This window comes from Pseudomonas sp. BF-R-19 (genome assembly GCF_019956445.1).
Lineage (GTDB): Bacteria > Pseudomonadota > Gammaproteobacteria > Pseudomonadales > Pseudomonadaceae > Aquipseudomonas > Aquipseudomonas fluorescens_BH.
Genome location: NZ_JAHBDN010000059.1, coordinates 156,445 through 172,157, shown reverse-complemented (window position 1 = coordinate 172,157; position 15,713 = coordinate 156,445). Strand labels below are relative to the sequence as shown.

Sequence of the window (15,713 nt, the reverse complement as noted above, 5' to 3'; positions counted from 1 at the left end):
TCGCTACCGGGAGGTACAGATCATGGATTTTTTGCTCGGGTTGTTCAGTCGGGTCACGGGGAACGAGGAGATGGCGCGCCTGTTGTTCCTTGGCGCGATCGGTTTGAGTGTGGCGCTTGCGGTCGTCGCCGTGATCTTGCTGATGCAGGGTCTTCAGGACCCGGTGCAGCGTCGTCTGACGTTGATCAAGCGTGGTCATTTAGGCAACACGACCGGGCAGGAAGCTCCGGGTAACCTGCAACTGTTGCTGGAACGGGTCGGCCAGCGCTTTGCCTCGGCTGAATCGGCTCAGACGTCCGTCACCCAGACCCTATTGATGCATGCGGGATACCGCTCCTCGTCGGCGGTGCAGATGTACTGGGCAGTGCGCTTGATGTTGCCGCTGTTATTGATCGGTATTGCGTTGCTGCTGTTGCCGATGATTCCCAAGGTGTCCCTGATCATGGGGCTGCTGTTGGTGGCCATGGCGGCCGGTATCGGATGGTTGGTGCCAGCGATGTATGTCGCCAAGCGCAAGCAGTTGCGACAAGGCCGGCTGCGTGCCGCGTTTCCGGATGCACTGGATCTGATGGTGGTGTGCGTGGAGTCGGGCCTGGCCTTGCCCACGACGATCGAACGGGTGGCTGAGGAGATGTCGGTCAGCCAGGTCGAACTGGCTGAAGAACTGGCCCTGGTCAATGCGCAAATCCGCGCGGGCATTTCCAGTACCGAGGCGCTCAAGCAACTGGCCGTGCGCACTGGCCTGGATGACGTACAAGGGCTGGTCAGCCTGTTGGCGCAGAGTATCCGCTTTGGTACCAGCGTGGCCGACACCTTGCGCATCTATGCCGATGAGTTCCGTGACCGGCGTACGCAGGCCGCCGAAGAGATGGGGGCGAAAGTTGGTACCAAGCTGGTATTTCCGCTGATTTTTTTCCTGTGGCCGAGCTTCTTTCTGGTAGCCATCGGCCCAGCCCTGATCGGGGTATTGAGAGTATTCAGGTGAGCTCAAACGGCTTGAGGCTGTCGAGTGCGACAGCCTTGCCACCCGAGTCTGACCTGCACTTTCCTGCCATAGGTTTACACATCCCCTGTAGGAGCTGCCGAAGGCTGCGATCTTTTGAACTTCCTGCGATATCACGATCGCTAAAGTCAAAAGATCGCAGCCTTCGGCAGCTCCTACGGGGTAATCCGGCCAGGATTGGATAATGTGTAGATTCCAATGCTTTTCTGCGCACAACGCCCGGCCCGGCTTTGCGGCCAGGCCACTCTGGACGACGCCAGAGGCTGATCACCCATCGACAGGCCTCAGTTGCCGATGGTCATTTCTCCCGCTGCATCCTGGTCATAAAATTCCGGAATCGGGTAGTTGAAGCTATTGAGCCAGCGCTGCATGGCCAGGTCACGCTCGGTGGCCGAAGCGGTTTGCAGTTTAGGGGAGGCAACCACACCGCGAATCTGCAGCTGCAGCCACTGTTCTGTGCCTTGTTGATACGGCGAAGAGGGGCCCGGCTCAATGGCCCAGGCAGTGGTTGACAGGCAAGCCGTGCACACGATCAACAGCCGTTTGGTATTCATCTCGACTCCTCGTACGTTCTACTTGTTCGCACTGGTAGAGGCATCGGCTACCTCAGTCTTGCGATTGCCATCGGTAGCCACCACTTTTTTGGCAGAGGCCTTGAGTTTTTCCGCGCGGGTTTGAGCCTCTACGACTTGCTGGGGGCTCAAGTCGGCACGGGTCACGAGGTCGGCGGCCGCCTTCCAGTTATCCTGGTAGATCAGCAACGTCACCATATTGAGTGCCGCCAGTGTGTTTGCCTGCTTGAGCTCCATGGCGGTCATGAATTCAAAGCGTGCTTCAGGGATCCGTCGCTGATTGAGGTAGACGACCCCCAGGTCATTGCGCATCCTGTCGTCGGTGGGGGCCATCTTCACCGCACGCTCAAGGTGAGTGGCAGCGCTGGCGTTATCATTCTTGGCGGCGGCCAACTGGCCCAGGCCATGTTCCCCTTCAGCCACCAGACAGGTGCCGAGCAAGCCTTCGTACAACGGCTGCGCGTCGCTGCTACGCCCCATCAAGCGCAGTACCCGAGCCTTGCGCAGGCGAACCTGGACCAGGTTATCGGGCAATCCTTCCAGATTCGCCAGGCTGGCATACAAACGGCCTTCGTCGGCCATGTTGTCGGCCAGGTTCAGGGCCAGTTCTTGTTCCGAATCGGGCTTGGCACAGCTGGCCGGTCGCGAAGACAGGCCATTGCTGGCACAACCGGCGAGCATTAATGTCGCCGCTATTGCAATGACTGCTTTCATCGAAGGTCCCCTGGCTGCAACACGTTGAACGCCTGGCCAATGGCAATAAGGCTGGCCCGGCAAGCGTGCAAAGTCACCGCTACGCGTGAGGGCGAGACAAGTCTGGTTCAGGCTCCGGTTCATTGCGAGAGCCCGCTGCGACTGTCGAAGTCGCCATTTTCCAGGAAAAACATGCGGTAGAAGTTCGGGTCGTAATTGCGCAGCTGTTCGCCAGGCAATGACGGTAGTTGTGCATTGGCAGCCAGTGGCTGGACCAGATGCGGGGTGACGATCATCAGCAGTTCGCGCTCTTCACGGTTGATGGTGTTGTCGCGGAAAAACGCGCCTAGAACCGGGATATCGCCCAGCCCCGGAAACTTGTTCACCTGGGAATTGTTGCGGGAGCTGATCAGACCGCTGATGACGAAGCTTTCGCCGTCGGCCAGGGAGATGCTGGTATCGGTACGGCGCACGGTCAGGGCCGGGACTACCGTGCCGGCGATGCTCACGGCGTTGGTGAAGTCCAGTTCACTGACTTCCGGCGCCACCTTCAGCGCGATACGGTTTTTCCCGACGATGGTCGGCGTCAGGGTCAGGCGGATACCAAATTCCTTGTACTCGATGGACACGTTATCGCTGCCTGAACTGGGCACCGGAATCGGTATTTCACCGCCGGCCAGGAAGCTCGCACTCTGCCCGCTGAGCGCTACCAGGCTTGGCCGCGCCAGGGTGTAGGCGAAACCACTGCCTTCCAGCGCATTGAGCGCCACCAGGGTATTGCCGGTAGCAAAAGTGAGGTTGAAGTTGTCGTTGTTCACCGGTATCACCGGCGTGACAATGCCGCCGATGGTGGGCAAGGTTCTCGGCGAGCCAAACAGCCAGTTGCCGCGGATGCCGAAAATCGAGGCGGAGGCTTCCTTGAGCTTGGTCCGGCTGACTTCAACGAAGCGGATATCGGTCTGCACCTGGCTCGGCAGCAGCGGGTCGTCGGAAGGCACCGACGGCACGCTGGTCAGCGCCGACGTGGCCTTGCCCTTGACGAACACCATGCTTTGGCGCGGCGTTTTCGAACAAGCGGTCCAGACCATCAGGCTGGTGGTCCCCGGCGCAATGCCCGTAAGTATGAAGGCGTTGCTGCCGCTGGGTTGCACGTCGGCAATTTTCGGGTCGCCCACCGCCAGTTGCGTTACCGGAACGGGGCTGCGCAGTTCATTCTGCAGCCCCTGACCGACCTCGTACGTTGTCGGCCAATTGTCCAGTTGCGGGCAATTGGCCGGCGCGGCCTGAGCCGCATCCACGCTGAGGCCCATCCAGAACAGGCCATGGAAAATTCGCTTGAAAGCGGGCACGGTACGAAGGCTCATTAAGTACATCCTCACTGGATAGACCGTCTTTAGGCGGACTGAGTTGTCTCGGATCACTTCACGGGGATCGGGCTATCCCCCCCAATGCGCCCGACCACTCATCCATGGCCTTGGCGTTATTCCTTGCGTGCTACACACGAGCGGGCGTACTTCGCTGATCTGGCGGGACAGCGAGCGACCTTTGCTGAAACGGTTTTTAGTGATCCGGTTACCTGGACTGCCCGTCTGAGCGATACTCGCGCCTATGGGTCGACCTGGTTCCCCCGGAAAGTCATCGGCAATGAAGGTACAGAGCCGAAAAGCGCCTGCCAGGATCATGGTGAGGTAACTCCTTTTGCCAATCCGCGGTCTGATCACTGAAGCTGACGTGGAAAATCGAGCCGTCATGACTTCTTATTGTTTGAAGGTAGTTCAATCAAACCAAAGTGCCATGAATTTAAGGAAAACCATTGGTGCAAAGGCTGGAGATAGGCGGGTGGGCAAGGTCGCAGCACAGTGCGGTTGCCGAAATTGACGGGTTGCGCTGAAGGCAATAAAAAAAGGCCCGCATGCTCAAGCATGCGGGCCTTTTGGCATCACTGATTGAAAATCAGTGCTTGCTGTCCTGGTTCGACAGCGCCAGCAGCTGCTTTTCCTGGTTCCAGTCGAAAGGCTCGTCGTTCTGTTCGGCTTCGAAACGGCGCTCTTCCAGTGCCTGATACAGGTCGATTTCATCATCGGGCATGTAATGCAGGCAGTCACCGGCGAAATACCACAGCAGGTCGCGCGGGACCAGGTGAGCGATTTGCGGATAGCGCGTAATGACCTGGCACAGGATGTCCTGGCCCAGGTACTGGCTTTCGATCGGGTCAATCGGCAGCGATGCAAGCAGTTCGTCGAAGCGCTCAAGGAACAAGGCATGACTTTCGTCGGGAACCTGCTCGGCCTCACCTACGGCGACCAGGATGCTGCGCAGGTGGTCGAGTAAAACGAGATGATCGGCAACGATGTTGGACACGAGATAAGTCCTCAAGAGCAAAACGGGCGCGGGAGTATAAAGCGCCTGCGCCCGTTTTTACATGCTTGAAGGGATCAGCGGACTTTTCCCTTGGCCAGTGCCAAAGCCTTTTGGTCAAAGTCATCGACATCGATCACCTTGCGCCGGGCTGCTTCGGCTTCACGCAGGGTTTGGGCTTCCACCGGCTGCAACACGCCAGCCTCGAGCGCGGCATCGATCACCGACTCGCCGGCCACGGGTTTGACCTGACCACTCTTGAGTGCCACGTGCAGCTTCTTGTGCAACGGCTGTGCGGCGCTCAACAGATTGCAGGCGTGTTGCAATGCACCGACCGGATCGTCGCTCGCTTGTGGGCGATAGCAACCCAGGAGCAATTCCTCCAGGGCAGGGTCGTCCTTGGCGCGGCCAATCAACCCGGCGACTTCGGCTCCGAGTTTGTCCGATGGCCCTTTGTGCCGGCGACCGAACGGGAACACGATCACCCGCAACAGGCAGCCGACGACTTTGTTCGGGAAGTTGTTCAACAGCTCATCCATGGCCCGTTCCGCCTGGCCCAGGCTTTCTTCCATGGCCCAGGCCAGCAGCGGTGTCATGTACTGCGGTGAGTCGAGATCGTTGTAGCGCTTGAGTGCGGCCGAGGCCAGGTAAAGGTTGCTCAGCACGTCACCCAGCCGTGCGGACAGACGCTCGCGGCGTTTCAGTGCGCCGCCCAACAGCATCATGCTGAGGTCGGCGAGCAGGGCGAAAGCCGCGGCCTGACGATTGAGGGCGCGGAAGTAACCCTGGCTGAGCTTGTCGCCCGGGGTGTGTTCGAGGTGTCCGAAACCGAGATTCAGCACCAATGTGCTGGCGGCGTTGCCCACGGCAAAACCGATGTGCTTGAGCAGCAGGCCATCGAATTCTCTGAGCGCCTGATCCTTGTCTTCACGGCTGGCGAGGGCCATTTCCTTGAGCACGAAGGGATGGCAGCGAATCGCGCCCTGGCCGAATATCATCAGGTTGCGCGAGAGAATGTTCGCGCCTTCGACGGTGATGAAAATCGGCGCGCAGTTCCATTTGCGGCCGAGGTAATTGTTCGGCCCCATGATGATCGCCTTGCCGCCGTGCACATCCATGGCATCGCTGATGCAGTCGCGGCCGCGCTCTGTGAGGTGGTACTTGAGAATCGCCGACAGCACCGACGGTTTCTCGCCCAGATCGACCGCGTTGGCGGTCAGCATGCGGGCGGCGTCCATCATCCAGGTGTTGCCGCCAATGCGCGCCATGGCTTCCTGAATGCCTTCGAAAGCGGCAATCGGCACATTGAACTGCTCGCGAACCTGAGCGTATTGGCCCGTCACCAGGCTGGTGAACTTGGCCATGCCGGTGCCCACCGCTGGCAGGGAAATCGAACGCCCGACCGACAGGCAATTCATCAGCATCATCCAGCCTTTGCCGAGCATCTCCTGGCCGCCGATGAGGAACTCCAGCGGGACGAACACGTCCTTGCCCGAGTTCGGGCCATTCATGAACGCGGCGCCCAAAGGTAGGTGCCTGCGCCCGATTTCGACACCGGCGATGTCGGTTGGAATCAGCGCCAGGCTGATGCCCAGGTCTTCGTTGTCGCCCAGCAGGTGATCCGGGTCGTAGGCCTTGAAGGCCAGGCCGAGGAGGGTGGCCACCGGGCCGAGGGTGATGTAGCGCTTTTCCCAGTTCAGGCGCAGGCCGAGGACTTCCTGGCCCTGCCATTCACCTTTGCAGATCACTCCCGAGTCCGGCATGCCACCGGCGTCGGAGCCGGCCAGCGGACCGGTCAGGGCAAAACACGGGATGTCGTCGCCGCGTGCCAGGCGTGGCAGGTAATAATTGCGTTGTTCGTCGGTACCGTAATGCAGCAACAGTTCGGCCGGGCCGAGGGAGTTGGGGACCATCACGGTGGAGGCGAGGTCGCCGCTGTGGCTCGCCAGTTTCATCGCCACTTGCGAGTGGGCATAAGCGGAGAAGCCCTTGCCGCCAAACTCCTTGGGGATGATCAGGGCGAAAAAGCCGTTGTCCTTGATGAACGTCCAGACGTCGGGCGGCAGGTCCATGGTTTGACTGAGCTGCCATTCACTGACCATGGCGCAGAGTGTTTCGGTCGGCCCATCGATGAACGCCTGTTCCTCTTCATTCAATTGTGCTTTGGGATAGGACAGCAGTTTGTTCCAGTCCGGACGGCCACTGAACAGTTCGCCGTCCCACCAGACCGTACCGGCGTCGATGGCATCGCGTTCGGTTTGCGACATCGGCGGTAGGGTTTTCTGGAACCAGTTGAACATCGGCGCGCTGAACAATTTGCGGCGCAGGTCGGGCAGCAGCAAGGGCGCGGCGACGGCGGCGATCAATACCCAGTAAACCAGCAATAACCAGCCCGGCGCGCGGCTGAAAGCGCCCATGGCCACGACATAAACGGCCACGATGCTCAGGGCGGGCAGTGGGGCGATGCGGCGGTGGGCCAAATAAGCAATCCCGACCAGCAGAACCAGTATCCACAACAGCAGCATATTCATTCCTCCGTGAAACCAGGGCGAACCAGCCCACAGAGCTTAGACGGCATCCGCAAAACAGGCTGGTTGGAGCGATGTGTTTGGAATCGTGGGAAAAGCGTTCATCGAGCGAGCGGCAAAGCGCCCATGTTTGGCCGAAATGTCGTTATCTCTGTGCTGAAGCTCTCGCTAGACTCGGGGCTTCCCCAGGAGATTAATCTCATGCACGAGTATCTGAGTCCCGGCCGCTTCATCGATAGTGACCATCCGTCCGTCGTGGAGTTCGCCGAACAACATCGTGGTGCCAGTCGCGATCCGCTGGAGCAGGCGATCAGTCTCTATTACGCCGTGCGCGAAGCGGTGCGCTACAACCCGTACACATTCAGTCGCGATCCGCAGACCCTGCGCGGCAGTTATGCGCTGGCGGCCGGGGAGAGTTACTGCGTGCCCAAGGCCACGCTGCTGGCAGGTGCAGCGCGGCATTGCGGGATTCCCGCGCGGATCGGCCTGGCGGATGTGCGCAATCATTTGTCGACGCCACGGCTGCTTGAGTTGCTCAAGAGCGACATGTTCGCCATGCACGGCTACACCGAGTTCTATTTGCAGGAGCGCTGGGTCAAGGCGACGCCAGCGTTCAACCGCAAACTCTGCGACCTGTTCAACGTGGCGCCGCTGGAATTCGACGGGATCAACGACAGCGTTTTTCATCCCTTCAACCGCGATGGCGCGAAGCTAATGGAGTACCTCGTCGATCACGGCCAGTTCGCCGACGTACCTGAAACGTTCTTTTTCGAACACCTGGAAAAATGCTATCCGCACCTGTTCGGCGAGCAACAGCAAGCGCTGCTGGTCGACATGCAGAGCGATTTGAGTCGCGCCTGATCCGGCGTATGCTGCCTGCCCACTTATCGAAAAAGAGGCAGTCATGCTGAAGATCTGGGGTCGGAAAAACTCGTCGAATGTCAGAAAACCATTGTGGGCCGCCGAAGAGCTGGGGCTGGCCTACGAGGCGATCGATGCCGGTGGTGCCTTTGGTGTCGTCGATACGCCCGAATACCGCGCCATGAATCCCAATGGTCGTGTGCCTGTCATTGAAGACGACGGTTTTGTGTTGTGGGAATCCAACGCCATCGTGCGTTACCTGATGGCCTTGCATGCTGACGGCACGGCCTGGTACCCGAACAATCTTAAGGCCCGCGCCACTGCCGACAAGTGGATGGACTGGACCACCTCAAGCTTTGCCGGCCCGTTCCGCACCGTGTTCTGGGGCGTGCTGCGTACCCCGGCAGACCAGCAGGACTGGCCCGCCATCAAGGCGGCGATCAAGGAATGCGACACGCTGCTGGCGATGGCCGATCAGGCGTTGGCGAACAAACCCTACCTGTCCGGAGACGAGATCGGCATGGGCGATATTCCCTTGGGCAGTTTCATTTATGCCTGGTTCGAGATGCCGATCGAGCGTGCGCCACAACCCCATCTGCAGGCCTGGTATGCCCGGTTGAAGCAGCGTCCGGCGTATCAAAAGGCGGTCATGACCGCGTTGACTTAATACTCACTATCGACACGCTTGACTGTACTTGTGTGGCGGCGACAAGCACCATTGTGCCAGTTCGCTGCGGTTGTATTGTTCGCCGCCGCCCATACTTATCCCTTTCTTCCCTTCTTGGTGCGTAAATCAGATATGAGTTCCGCTCTGTCCATCCGGCAGCTAACCAAAACCTACGGCAACGGTTTCCAGGCCCTGAGTGGTATCGATCTGGATGTCGCCGAAGGTGACTTCTTCGCCTTGCTCGGCCCGAACGGTGCAGGCAAATCCACGACCATCGGCATTCTCTCGACCCTGGTGAACAAGACCAGCGGCACGGTGAACATCTTCGGTCACGACCTGGACAGGAATCCTGCGCAGCTCAAGCGCTCCATCGGCGTGGTGCCTCAGGAATTCAACTTCAACCAGTTCGAAAAGACCTTCGACATCGTCGTGACCCAGGCCGGCTACTACGGCATCCCGGCGAAAATCGCCAAGGAACGCGCCGAACAGTACCTGACCCAACTCGGCCTGTGGGACAAGAAGGACGTGCCGTCGCGTTCACTGTCCGGCGGCATGAAGCGGCGCCTGATGATCGCCCGCGCGCTGGTGCATGAACCGCGCCTGCTGATTCTCGACGAACCGACTGCCGGGGTGGACATCGAGCTGCGTCGCTCGATGTGGAGCTTCCTCACCGAACTGAACCAGAAAGGCATCACCATCATCCTCACCACCCACTACCTGGAAGAGGCTGAGCAGTTGTGCCGCAACATCGGCATCATCGACCACGGCACCATCGTCGAGAACACCAGCATGAAGCAGTTGCTCAGCCAATTGCATGTGGAAACGTTCCTGCTGGATATGAAGAACACGTTGCAAGTGGCGCCGCAGTTGCTCGGCTACCCGTCCCGGCTGGTCGATAGTCACACCCTGGAAGTCCAGGTGGACAAGTCCATGGGCATCACCGCGCTGTTCACCCAGTTGGCGCAGCAGAACATCGAAGTACTGAGCCTGCGTAACAAAACCAATCGGCTTGAGGAGTTGTTCGTGTCCCTGGTGGAGAAAAATCTGTCGAAGGTGGCGGTATGAGTTCCGAGCTGCGCCCCAACCTCGTTGCCCTCAACACCATCGTTTACCGTGAAGTCCGGCGTTTCACCCGGATCTGGCCGCAGACCCTGCTGCCACCCGCGATCACCATGGTTTTGTACTTCGTGATCTTCGGTAATCTGATCGGTCGGCAAATCGGCGACATGGGTGGCTTCACTTACATGGAGTACATCGTGCCGGGGCTGATCATGATGTCGGTGATCACCAACTCCTACGGCAACGTGGTGTCGAGTTTCTTCGGCAGCAAGTTCCAGCGGTCCATTGAAGAACTGATGGTCTCGCCGCTGTCGCCGCACACGATTCTGATCGGCTACACTCTGGGCGGTGTGCTGCGCGGGTTGATGGTGGGGATCATCGTGACCCTGCTGTCGCTGTTCTTCACCCATTTGCAGGTGCATCACCTGGGCGTGACCATTCTGGTGGTGGTGCTGACCGCGACGATCTTCTCGCTGCTGGGCTTCATCAACGCCGTGTTTGCGCGCAACTTCGATGACATTTCGATCATTCCGACTTTCGTGCTGACGCCACTGACTTACCTGGGCGGGGTCTTCTACTCGATCACCTTGCTGCCGCCGTTCTGGCAGACCGTGTCCCTGGCCAACCCGGTGCTGCACATGGTCAACGCGTTCCGTTACGGCATCCTCGGCGTATCGGATATCCGCATCAGCGTGGCCATCGCCTTCATGCTGGTCGCGACCGCGGCGCTGTATCTCGGTAGTGCACGGTTGCTGGTCAGCGGGCGCGGGATGCGTACCTGAGGGATACCGCGTCGTCTGTTTCGCGAGCAAGCCCGCTCCCACACTGGATCTATGGAGCACTGAAGATCCCTGTGGGAGCGGGCTTGCTCCGGGCGGCGTTCCGACGAAAGCGTCAGCCCAGACACCGCATAAAAAACGGCCTCCCAAAGTGGAGGCCGTTTTGCAATCTCACATTCGACTTTGCTTGCGCCGCTTCCATTGCCGCGCCACCCACCAGCGCCAATACATCATCACCAGGCAGTAGGCCAGTGCACCGAGTGCCAGCCCCGTCACTACCGAGCCCAACAGAAACGGTTGCCACAGTGTCGAGATTTCGCCGCTGATCCATTCCCAGGTCAGTGAGTCCGGCAACTGCCGGGCGGGGACGTCCATCAGCCAGGCGCCAGTCTGGTAGGTGCAGAAAAACACCGCGGGCATGGTGATCGGGTTGGTCACCCAGACCAGGCTCACGGCAATCGGCATGTTGCCGCGCACGATAATGGCGAGGATGGCCGCCAGCAGCATCTGCAGCGGGATCGGCAGGAACGCGGCGAACAGCCCCACCGCCATGGCGCGGGCAACGGAGTGGCGGTTGAGGTGCCACAGGTTCGGGTCATGCAACAGCGTGCCGAGGAAGCGTAAGGACTTGTGTTCCCTGATGCTCATCGGGTCTGGCATGTAACGTTTGAATAAGCGCCGGGGCATAAGGTTTCTCGGTCGGTCAGGGCGGCAAGTATGTCTGGATTCTATGAGCTGCCCATTCAGACTTTGTGACAATTATTGACGACGCCCATGTGACGGGCGGACTAAGCCTTGAAGGGTACTCTCAAGGACGGGCTTATGCGCACAGGGATGATGGCGCTGGCGTTGGGTCTGCTGACCTTGCGTTTTTTACCGGCATTACCGCCGGTCTGGTTGTGGCTGGTGATGCCGGTGGCGGGTTTGATGTTGCTGCCGTTCAGGACCTATCCGGTGGCGTTTTACTTGTTCGGTTTGAGTTGGGCCTGCGTGAATGCGCAGTGGGCGCTGGATGACCGGTTGCCGCCGACGCTGGACGGAGAAACCCGTTGGGTCGAAGGGGGGGGTCACAGGCTTGCCCCGGCATGACGACGGTGTCGTGCGTTTCGAATTGACCGACATCCAGTCTCGACGTACCCGGCTGCCGCGGCAAATGCGTCTGGCCTGGTATGGCGGGCCGCCGGTGAACAGTGGCGAACGCTGGCGCCTGGCAGTCAAGTTGAAGCGCCCGGTCGGGCTTCTCAATCCGCAGGCCTTCGATTACCAGGCCTGGTTGCTGGCACAACGCATCGGCGCGACCGGGACGGTCAAGCAGGGCGAACGCCTTGCACCAGCCCAATGGGCCTGGCGCGATGCCATCCGTCAGCGTTTGCAAGCGGTGGATGCCCAAGGGCGAAGCGGCGCGTTGACGGCGTTGGTGCTCGGGCACGGCGCCGGGCTGAGTCGCGAAGACTGGCAGGTATTGCAGGACACCGGCACGGTGCATCTGTTGGTGATTTCCGGGCAGCACATCGGACTGCTGGCGGGAGTCGTGTATCTGCTGATCGCTGGCCTGGCCCGCTTGGGGCTATGGCCGAGCCGTCTGCCATGGTTGCCCTGGGCATGTGGCCTGGCATTCGCCGCTGCGCTCGGTTACGGGATGCTGGCCGGTTTCGAGGTGCCGGTGCGACGGGCCTGCCTGATGATTGCCATGGTGTTGTTGTGGCGTCTACGGTTCCGTCATCTCGGTGCATGGTGGCCACTGTTGTTGGCACTCAACGGCATATTGCTGCTGGAGCCGCTGGCGAGTCTCCAGCCTGGTTTCTGGCTGTCTTTCGCGGCCGTGGCGTTGGTGGCAGACCTGGACCCGTGCCCAGTGGCTGATTGCAATCGGGCTGTGTCCATTGTTACTGGCTCTGGGGTTACCAATCAGTCTCAGCGGGCCGCTGGCCAATTTGTTCGCGGTGCCCTGGATCAGTCTGGTAGTACTGCCACCGGCGTTGCTCGGGACGCTGTTGCTGTCGGTGCCTTACGTGGGTGAGAAATTGCTGTGGCTGGCGGGCGGCCTGATCGACGGGTGGTTCAGGGGATTGAGGCTCGTCTCCGGTCAGGTTCCCGCGTGGTTGCCCGCGGCAGTCCCGCTATGGGCCTGGGTAATCGGTGCCATTGGCGCCTTTTTGCTATTGCTGCCGCGAGGCGTACCGATGCGCCCGTTAGGGTGGCCCATGTTGTTGATGCTGGTTTTTTCGCCCAGGCCGATGTTGCAGGAGGGCATGGCCGAAGTCTGGCAACTGGATGTGGGGCAGGGCCTGGCGATCCTGGTGCGCACTCGGCATCACACGTTGCTGTATGACGCCGGACCGCGTTTCGGTGAACTCGATCAGGGGGAACGGGTGGTGCTGCCGGCCTTGCGCAAACTGGGGGTGAAGGGGCTCGACCTGATGCTGATCAGCCACGCCCATGCCGATCATGCCGGCGGTGCCCCGGCGATCGCCAGGGGCTTGCCGGTGAAACAGGTGGTCAGCGGTGAGCCGTCAGACTTGCCTGTGGAGTTGCAGGCCGAGAGGTGTGAGAGCGGTCGGCAATGGACCTGGGATGAGGTCGATTTCCAGCTTTGGCACTGGCCATTGGCCGGCGACAGCAACCAGAATTCCTGTGTCTTGCTGATCGAGGCCAATGGTGAGCGGTTGCTGTTGAGTGGCGACATCGATGCCGCCGCCGAGAGAGCCCTGCTGGACAGTCCGTTGGCCGTGCCCACCGATTGGCTGCAGGCGCCACACCACGGCAGTCGAAGTTCGTCGTCCAATGCTCTGTTGGATGTCCTGCAACCCAAAGGGGTGCTGATCTCCCGCGGGCAGGGCAATTCGTTTGGCCATCCGCATCCCACGGTCATCGCGCGTTATCAAAAACGTGGAATGTCGATCTACGACAGCGTCGAACAAGGTGCCATTCGTCTGCAACTGGGGCGCTTCAAGCCGCCATGGTCAATGCGCCAGGAACGGCGTTTCTGGCGCGATCCGCCGCCCTTGAACCCATAACCGAGCATTATCAAAGCCCGACGGGTTGCGACATCACGGTTTTCGGTGCTTCAACCCCCTATGTTAGAGTGGCGCACTTTTTCGAGGGGACTGTCACTGTGTGGGAATTGGTCAAATCCGGCGGCTGGATGATGCTGCCGATCATTCTGAGTTCCATCGCGGCCATGGCGATCGTTGCCGAACGCCTCTGGACCCTGCGAGCCAGCCGCGTGACCCCGGAGCACTTGCTCGGGCAGGTCTGGGTCTGGATCAAGGACAAACAGCTCAATAAGGAAAAACTCAAGGAACTGCGCGCCAATTCGCCTTTGGGCGAGATCCTGGCAGCCGGCCTGGCCAACTCCAGGCATGGTCGCGAGATCATGAAGGAGTGCATCGAAGAGGCCGCACAACGGGTCATCCATGAGCTCGAACGCTACGTCGCCGCCCTCGGCACCATCGCCGCCATGGCGCCGTTGCTGGGCCTGTTGGGTACGGTGCTGGGCATGATCGATATTTTCAGTGCGTTCACAGGCAATGGCATGACCACCAACGCCTCGGTACTGGCCGGTGGTATTTCCAAGGCCCTGATCACCACGGCAGCCGGTTTGATGGTCGGTATCCCCGCGGTGTTCTTCCACCGTTTCCTGCAACGCCGGATCGATGAGCTGGTGGTGGGCATGGAGCAGGAAGCGATCAAGCTGGTCGAAGTGGTTCAGGGCGATCGCGATGTGGACCTGACCGGGAGCAAAGCGTGAAATTCCGCCGCAAAGCACGGGAAACGGTGGACATCAACCTCGCGTCGCTGATCGACGTGGTGTTCATCTTGTTGCTGTTTTTTGTCGTGACCACCACTTTCACCCGTGAAACCCAGTTACGCGTCGATCTGCCGGAAGCGGTCAGTGGCACGCCAGCCGAAGATCAGAGCAAACCTTTGGACATCGCCATCAGCGCCGACGGTGTGTTCTCGGTGAACAACCAGATTTTGCCGAAAAGCGACCTGGCTTCGCTGATGGACGCGCTGCAAAAAGCAGCCAACGGCGACACCAACCGACTGCTGTCTATCAGCGCAGACGGCAAGACTCAGCATCAGTCCGTGGTGACTGCCATGGATGCGGCCGGCAAACTCGGCTTCAGTCATTTGCGCATGACCACCATCGAGGCGGCGCCCCCCGCGCCCTGATGAGCATGTCCAATCGATTGCTCGCTGCGTGGTACGCAGGTCATCCGGCCCTGAAGCTGTTGCAGCCACTGGAGTGGTTGTACCGGCGCGTGGTCATGAACAAGCGCAAGCGCTTTCTGGCGGGTGAGGGCGAGATCTATCAGCCGCCGGTGCCGCTGATCGTGGTCGGCAATATCACCGTGGGTGGCACCGGCAAGACGCCGCTGATTCTATGGATGATCGAGCACTGCCAGCGCAGCGGCCTGCGGGTTGGCGTGGTCAGCCGCGGCTACGGCGCCAAACCGCCGCAATTGCCGTGGCGGGTCGAGGCCGAGCAGAGCGCCGACGTCGCCGGTGACGAGCCGTTGCTGATCGTCCAGCGCACCGGCGTGCCGCTGATGATCGACCCCAATCGCAGCAACGCTGTAAAAGCGTTGCTGGCCAGTGAGCCGCTGGACCTGATCCTGTCCGACGACGGCATGCAGCACTACCGCCTGGCCCGCGACCTCGAGCTGGTGTTGATCGACGCCGCCCGCGGCCTGGGCAACCGCCGTTGCCTGCCTGCCGGGCCATTGCGTGAACCGGTCGAGCGCCTGCAAAGCGTCGACGCGGTGCTCTACAACGGTGCCGTGGCTGACCGCGATGATGGATTTGCCTTTCAATTGCAACCCACCGCGCTGGTCAACCTGCACAGCGACGAACGGCGTCCCCTCGACCACTTCCCCAGCGGCCAGGCCCTGCACGCGGTGGCCGGCATCGGCAATCCGCAACGTTTCTTCAAGACCCTCGAAACGCTACACTGGCAGCCGGTTCCACATGCGTTTGCCGACCACGCCGAATACAGCGTGGAGGCGTTGAATTTCACGCCGTCATTGCCGTTGGTGATGACGGAAAAGGACTCGGTGAAATGCCGTGCCTTTGCCGCCGCCGACTGGTGGTACCTGGCGGTCGATGCCGTGCCGTCGCCGGCCTTCGTGGCCTGGTTCGACACACAGCTGATGCGCCTGCTGCCGGCTCGTTTGTTGCCTTAACTCCGTT

14 protein-coding genes and 1 pseudogene are annotated in these 15,713 nt (G+C 60.3%); 9 read left to right on the top strand and 6 right to left on the bottom strand.

Going from position 1 to position 15,713, the window contains the following annotated elements; genetic code table 11:
* The first annotated feature begins 22 nt into the window (after nt 1-22).
* Nucleotides 23-985, top strand: coding sequence for a type II secretion system F family protein (locus tag KGB28_RS16955; protein ID WP_150754017.1), 963 nt, complete (start codon nt 23-25; stop codon nt 983-985).
* 302 nt (nt 986-1,287) lie between these two features.
* On the opposite strand, the gene KGB28_RS16950 is transcribed toward KGB28_RS16955, so the two are convergent.
* The 5 genes from KGB28_RS16950 to KGB28_RS16930 all read right to left on the bottom strand — a co-directional run bounded on the left by KGB28_RS16950 (nt 1,288) and on the right by KGB28_RS16930 (nt 7,151).
* Nucleotides 1,288-1,557 (bottom strand): DUF3613 domain-containing protein, encoded by a 270-nt coding sequence (locus tag KGB28_RS16950; protein ID WP_057713690.1) that lies wholly within the window; start codon nt 1,555-1,557, stop codon nt 1,288-1,290.
* Nucleotides 1,558-1,575: 18 nt separating this feature from the next.
* Nucleotides 1,576-2,289 (bottom strand): tetratricopeptide repeat protein, encoded by a 714-nt coding sequence (locus KGB28_RS16945; protein WP_150754016.1) that lies wholly within the window; start codon nt 2,287-2,289, stop codon nt 1,576-1,578.
* A gap of 119 nt (nt 2,290-2,408) precedes the next feature.
* Nucleotides 2,409-3,632, bottom strand: coding sequence for a type II and III secretion system protein family protein (locus tag KGB28_RS16940; protein ID WP_150754015.1), 1,224 nt, complete (start codon nt 3,630-3,632; stop codon nt 2,409-2,411).
* Between the two features lie 589 nt (nt 3,633-4,221).
* Nucleotides 4,222-4,629, bottom strand: a complete 408-nt coding sequence (locus KGB28_RS16935; RefSeq protein WP_150754013.1) for a PA2817 family protein — start codon at nt 4,627-4,629, stop codon at nt 4,222-4,224.
* 74 nt (nt 4,630-4,703) lie between these two features.
* Complete coding sequence (locus KGB28_RS16930) at nt 4,704-7,151, bottom strand: acyl-CoA dehydrogenase (protein ID WP_150754012.1); 2,448 nt, start codon at nt 7,149-7,151, stop codon at nt 4,704-4,706.
* A gap of 204 nt (nt 7,152-7,355) precedes the next feature.
* On the opposite strand from KGB28_RS16930, the gene KGB28_RS16925 reads away from it, so the two are divergent.
* The 4 genes from KGB28_RS16925 to KGB28_RS16910 all read left to right on the top strand — a co-directional run bounded on the left by KGB28_RS16925 (nt 7,356) and on the right by KGB28_RS16910 (nt 10,523).
* Entirely contained in the window at nt 7,356-8,015 is a 660-nt protein-coding gene (locus KGB28_RS16925; RefSeq protein WP_150754011.1) for a transglutaminase-like domain-containing protein, read from the top strand.
* Nucleotides 8,016-8,058: 43 nt separating this feature from the next.
* Nucleotides 8,059-8,682 carry a glutathione S-transferase family protein gene (locus KGB28_RS16920; RefSeq protein WP_150754010.1) on the top strand — a complete coding sequence of 208 codons (624 nt, stop codon included), beginning with the start codon at nt 8,059-8,061 and terminating at the stop codon, nt 8,680-8,682.
* A 132-nt stretch (nt 8,683-8,814) separates the two neighbouring features.
* Nucleotides 8,815-9,747 (top strand): ABC transporter ATP-binding protein, encoded by a 933-nt coding sequence (locus KGB28_RS16915; RefSeq protein WP_150754009.1) that lies wholly within the window; start codon nt 8,815-8,817, stop codon nt 9,745-9,747.
* Nucleotides 9,744-10,523 (top strand): ABC transporter permease, encoded by a 780-nt coding sequence (locus KGB28_RS16910; RefSeq protein WP_150754008.1) that lies wholly within the window; start codon nt 9,744-9,746, stop codon nt 10,521-10,523. Before KGB28_RS16915 ends, KGB28_RS16910 begins: the two co-directional genes overlap by 4 nt.
* Nucleotides 10,524-10,691: 168 nt before the next feature.
* Here the strand turns inward: KGB28_RS16910 and KGB28_RS16905 are convergent, their stop codons facing one another.
* On the bottom strand, nt 10,692-11,207 hold the full coding sequence (locus KGB28_RS16905; protein ID WP_150754006.1) for a DUF2062 domain-containing protein: 516 nt from the start codon (nt 11,205-11,207) through the stop codon (nt 10,692-10,694).
* Between the two features lie 135 nt (nt 11,208-11,342).
* On the opposite strand from KGB28_RS16905, the pseudogene KGB28_RS16900 reads away from it, so the two are divergent.
* From KGB28_RS16900 to lpxK, 4 genes and pseudogenes are all read left to right on the top strand, one after another.
* Nucleotides 11,343-13,537: pseudogene (locus KGB28_RS16900) on the top strand (DNA internalization-related competence protein ComEC/Rec2).
* Nucleotides 13,538-13,635: 98 nt separating this feature from the next.
* On the top strand, nt 13,636-14,271 hold the full coding sequence (locus KGB28_RS16895; RefSeq protein WP_150754005.1) for a MotA/TolQ/ExbB proton channel family protein: 636 nt from the start codon (nt 13,636-13,638) through the stop codon (nt 14,269-14,271).
* Entirely contained in the window at nt 14,268-14,696 is a 429-nt protein-coding gene (locus KGB28_RS16890) for an ExbD/TolR family protein (protein ID WP_150754004.1), read from the top strand. The genes KGB28_RS16895 and KGB28_RS16890 overlap by 4 nt, the downstream gene beginning before the upstream one ends.
* Nucleotides 14,696-15,706, top strand: a complete 1,011-nt coding sequence (gene lpxK, locus KGB28_RS16885; RefSeq protein ID WP_150754003.1) for a tetraacyldisaccharide 4'-kinase — start codon at nt 14,696-14,698, stop codon at nt 15,704-15,706. The genes KGB28_RS16890 and lpxK overlap by 1 nt, the downstream gene beginning before the upstream one ends.
* Nucleotides 15,707-15,713: the final 7 nt, after the last annotated feature.